Here is a 4,670-nt window from a genome sequence, read left to right on the forward strand (position 1 = left end):
GATCGAGGGGCCGGTCTGGATCCAGCCGGGCCAGGCCGACGCTTCCGTCACGGTCGCCCTCGGCTACGGGCGGGCGATTCCCGATCAGCTGGCCGATGGGCTCGGCTACGACGCCTATCCGCTGCGCGCCAGCGCCACGCCCTGGCGCCTCGCCGAGGCGACACTGGCGAAGACCGGCCGCAGGTCACCGCCGGTCACGACGCAAGATCACGGCACGATGGAGGGGCACGATTTCGTGCGGGTGCAGGCGGTCGGCGCCACGACGCCCGTCGTCGCCCGTGAAGCCCTGCCCTCGCTCTATCCGCCCGCCCCGACCTCGCCCGGAGGGCGCTACGGCACCGAGCGCGCCTGGGGCATGGTGATCGACCTCGATGCCTGCATCGGCTGCAACGCCTGCGTCACCGCCTGCCAGTCCGAGAACAACATCCCGGTGGTCGGCAAGGAGGAAGTGGCCCTCGGCCGCTGGCTGCACTGGCTCCGGATCGACCGCTATTACGAGGGCGGGCTCGACGCCCCGAAAACCCACTTCATGCCGGTGCCCTGCATGCATTGCGAGCAGGCGCCCTGCGAGGTCGGCTGCCCGGTAGAGGCCACCGTCCACGACCGCGAGGGGCTGAACCTCATGGTCTATAACCGCTGCGTCGGCACGCGGGCCTGCTCCAGCTACTGTCCCTACAAGGTCCGGCGCTTCAACTACCTCGACTATTCCGGCGACACGGCGCCGGTGCAGCAGCAGCAGCGCAACCCGGAAGTGACCGTCCGGGCCCGCGGCGTGATGGAGAAATGCACCTACTGCGTCCAGCGCATCGCAGCAGGGCGGATCGAGTCGACGCGCGGAGACCACGCCCCGATCCCCGACGGCGCGGTCGAGACCGCCTGCCAGGGCGCCTGCCCGACCCGGGCCATCACCTTCGGCGACCTGCGCGATGCCGGGAGCCGGGTGGCCGCGGCCGCCGCCGATCCGCGCAATTACGGGCTGCTGGCGCAACTCAACACGAAGCCCCGCACCACCTACCTCGCCCGGCTGGTCGAGGAGGCCTCGGTCGAGGGCACCCCTGCCAAGCCCGGGAGCGCCCCGTGAGCGGCACCGTCACGCCCCTGCCGCCCCGGGCCGGCCTCCTCGGCCGTGGCGAGGATTTCGCCTCGATCGGCCGCGCCGTCACCGGGGCCTCGTCCCGCACCCGCTCGCGGGCGTGGTGGATCGCCTTCGCGGGGGCCTGCGGGCTGCTCGGCGTGTTCGCCGTCACCCTGTCCTGGCTGCTCATCGCGGGCGTCGGGATCTGGCACAACAACAACCCGGTCGTCTGGGCGCTCGACATCGTCGCCTACGATTGGTGGATCGGCATCGCCTGCGGCGCGCTCCTCACCTCCGCCACCTTGCGCCTCACCGGCGCGGCCTGGCGCTCCGGCATCGACCGCATCGCCGAGACGACCGCGATCCTGGCCGCGGCGGCGGCCGCCCTCTACCCGATCATCCATCTCGGGCGGCCCTGGGTGTTCTACTGGACCCTGCCCTACCCCAACACCCTGGCGCTCTGGCCGCAATTCCGCTCGCCGCTGGTCTGGGACGCCGTCGACATCGTCAGCTTCCTCGGGGTCTGCCTCGGCCTGTGGTATGTCGGCCTGCTGCCCGACTTCGCCGCCCTGCGCGACCGCGCCTTCGAGGCGGCCCTGGCGGAAGCCGACGAACGCGGCCGGTCCCGGCGGCTCACGCTCCTGAAGGCGCAGGCCTACGGCATCCTGGCCCTCGGCTGGCGCGGGGCATCGACCCATTGGGAGCGCTGGCTGATGGCCACCCGCACTCTCTCAGGCCTCGCCCTCGTCCTCGTCGTCTCGCTCCAGACCGGGGCCTCGGTGATGCTCGCCGGCACCGTCCTGCCGGGCTGGCACGACACGCTCCTGCCGGTGACGTTCCTCGCCGCCTCGCTGCTCTCGGGCGTCGGGGTCACCGCTTGCCTGACCGTGCTGGTGCGCCGGGCGCTCGGCCTCGAGGCGCTGATCACCGAGCGGCACCTCGCCCTGATGGCCCGGCTGATGCTGGGCCTGGGCCTCGCCTCGGCCTATTGCTACGCCACCGAGATCTTCGCGAGCCTCCTGCACGGCGACGCCTTCGACCGGGCGGTGCTGGTGCGCCGGCTCTCCGGCGCGCATGCCTGGGCGTTCTGGATCATCGTGGTCTTCGCCCTGCTGCCGGTGCAGCTGTTCTGGTTCACCGCCTTCCGCCGCTCCGGCCTCGCCGTGGCATTCGTCGGCCTCGCCGCCGCGATCGGCAGCTTCGGCGACCATTTCATGCTTCTGATCGTGACCCTGAGCCACGACTTCCTGCCCTCCTCGGCCCATCCCTATTCCATGGGCGCCTGGGGCCTTGCCACGCTCGCCGGCTCGGTCGGCCTGTTCCTCGCCCTGCTGCTGCTGGGGCTTCGCACCCTGCCGATGGTCTCGATCGCCGAGACGAGGCGGTTCGCCGAGCGCCACCCGGACGGGCGGCCGAGCGGCGAGCGGGCACCGACCCCGGCCGAGACGCAGGAGGCGCGGCTCTGGGGCGTGAGCGCCGAGTTCGACGATGCCGGTGCCCTGGCGGCCGCGGTGAGGGCCCTGAAGGAGCGCGATTTCAGCGCCCGGATCGAGACCTACGGTCCGGTGCCGATGCGCCGGGCCGCCGACGCCCTCGGGCGCCCGGCCGGGATCCTGCCGCTCCTCGCCCTCGGGGCGGCCCTCGCCGGGGGCCTCGCCTTCATGGCGCTATGCCTCTACGCCTCCGGCATCGACTACGTGTTCGATGTCGGCGGCCGGCCCCGCTTCTCCTGGCAGGCCTTCATGGTCCCGAGCGTGTCGTTCGGCACCCTCTGCGGCGGGCTGACGACGGTGCTGGCGCTGCTGTTCCAGAACCGCCTGCCGCGGCTCAACCACCCGGCCTTCGCGATTCCCGGCTTCACGCGGGCGAGCGAGGACCGCTTCTTCCTCGCCCTGGAGGCGGCAGGTCCCCGCTTCGATCCGGCCCGGATCGAGCGGGCGCTGGCGCGCCTGGCCGAGGGCCGGCCCCTGATGATCCGGAGGGTGCCGCTGTGACGCGCATCCTCGTGCCGCGGCTCGTCGCGCTCCTCCTTCCGCTGGCCCTCACGGCCTGCGACCGGGCCGACATGGTGAGCCAGCCCAAATCCAGGACCTGGGACAGCAACCCGTTCTTCCCGCAAGGCCAGACGATGCGTCTCCCCGCTCCCGGCAGCGTGCCGCGCGCCGCGCCCGACCAGCCGGTGCCGCAGCCGGCCTCCGCGAGCCCGGCCCTGCTGGCCCGGGGCCAGGAGCGCTACGAGGTCTTCTGCACGCCCTGCCACGGCGGTGCCGGCCTCGGCGACGGGATGATCGTGAAGCGCGGCTACCCGCGCCCGCCCTCCTTCGACGAGGCCCGCCTGCGGGAGGCGCCGGCCCGGGCCCTCTACGACGTCATCGGCAACGGCAAGGGCACCATGCTCTCCTACGCCGCCCAGGTGCCGCCGGCCGACCGCTGGGCTATCGTGGCGTATATCCGTGCGCTCCAGGTGAGCCAGGGTGCTTCGCTGGCGAGCCTGCCGGCGGAGGATCAGGCCAAGGTCGCGGCCGCGGGCCGTGCGAGCGCTTCGGGGGAGCAGAGATGAGCCGCCGCCCGATCTCCCTCGCCCTCGGCGCCGTCGCCCTGGCCGTCTGCGCGCTGGCCGGCGCCGCCGGCAGCCCGGTGATGCCGTCCTATCTCGCGGCCTGGCTGGTGCTGGTGGCGCTGCCGGTCGGCGCCCTGCCGCTGCTGATGGGCCTCGAACTCGCCGGCTTCGCCGCCGGCCCGATGGCCGCCTCCTTACGCCGCCTGCTCGGCCTCCTGCCGATCGCCGGCCTGCTGCTGCTGCCGGTGCTCCTGAACCTCGACGGCCTCTATTCGTGGGATCGGGGCGCCCCGCCGCGCACGCCGCTCGCGGCCGTGTGGTTCACGCCGGTCTTCTTCATCCTGCGCAGCCTCGCCTATCTGGCGATCTGGCTCTGGCTCGCGAACACCTTCCGGCGCCCGGCCGCCGAGCCCGGCAGCCCGGCGGCGGGCCGGCGCCGGAGCCGGGCGATCCTGGGGCTGATCCTCACCACCGTCACCGGCACGCTGGCGGCGGAGGACTGGGTGCAATCCGCCGATCCGGGCCTCGCCTCCACGGCCTTCGGCCTCCTGGTGATGACGATCCAGGCCGGCCTCGCCCTCTCGGCGGCGGCCCTGATCGCGGCGCGCGACTCCTCCGGCCGGCCCGGCCGCGACCAGCGCACCGCCGCCGCCTTCGCCGACCCGATCCTGGTGCTGCTGGCGATCTGGGGCTTCGTCCACGCGGCGCAGTACCTCACCGTGTGGTCGGCGAACCTCCCCGACGAGGCGCGCTGGTATCTCGCCCGCGACGGGGCCCTCGGCCGGCTCGGGCTCTGGGCCGGCATCGGCGTGATGGTGCTCTCGGTCCTCGTCCTGCTGCCGCGCCGCAATGCCGGCCGGCCGGCGCTGCTCGCCGGCAGCAGGGCGAGGACCGAGAGCATGTCTCTTTTACACATCTCCCAGCCCACGCGACACTACTAGAGCTCGTATGCCGTCTTCTTCTTGGATAAAAAAAGAATATGAGTACACAGGCAGATGTGGTGTCCCGGTGCGAGGCATGGATCATATAAACATT

At 72.6% G+C, this 4,670-nt stretch carries 4 protein-coding genes; all 4 read left to right on the forward strand.

Going from position 1 to position 4,670, the window contains the following annotated elements:
- Positions 1 to 1,081 (forward strand): 4Fe-4S dicluster domain-containing protein (locus tag VQ03_RS29210; protein WP_048454438.1); only part of this gene is annotated, 1,081 nt, incomplete at its 5' end.
- Positions 1,078 to 3,069 (forward strand): quinol:electron acceptor oxidoreductase subunit ActD, encoded by a 1,992-nt coding sequence (locus VQ03_RS29215; RefSeq protein WP_053078787.1) that lies wholly within the window; start codon positions 1,078 to 1,080, stop codon positions 3,067 to 3,069. The genes VQ03_RS29210 and VQ03_RS29215, both read left to right, overlap by 4 nt.
- The gene (locus VQ03_RS29220) at positions 3,066 to 3,635 is read left to right on the forward strand and encodes a c-type cytochrome (RefSeq protein ID WP_245292245.1); all 570 of its coding nucleotides are present in this window, start codon (positions 3,066 to 3,068) and stop codon (positions 3,633 to 3,635) included. Before VQ03_RS29215 ends, VQ03_RS29220 begins: the two co-directional genes overlap by 4 nt.
- Complete coding sequence (locus VQ03_RS29225) at positions 3,632 to 4,576, forward strand: hypothetical protein (RefSeq protein WP_245292246.1); 945 nt, start codon at positions 3,632 to 3,634, stop codon at positions 4,574 to 4,576. The genes VQ03_RS29220 and VQ03_RS29225 overlap by 4 nt, the downstream gene beginning before the upstream one ends.
- Positions 4,577 to 4,670 lie beyond the last annotated feature (94 nt).

It is taken from the genome of Methylobacterium tarhaniae, assembly GCF_001043955.1.
Lineage (GTDB): Bacteria > Pseudomonadota > Alphaproteobacteria > Rhizobiales > Beijerinckiaceae > Methylobacterium > Methylobacterium tarhaniae.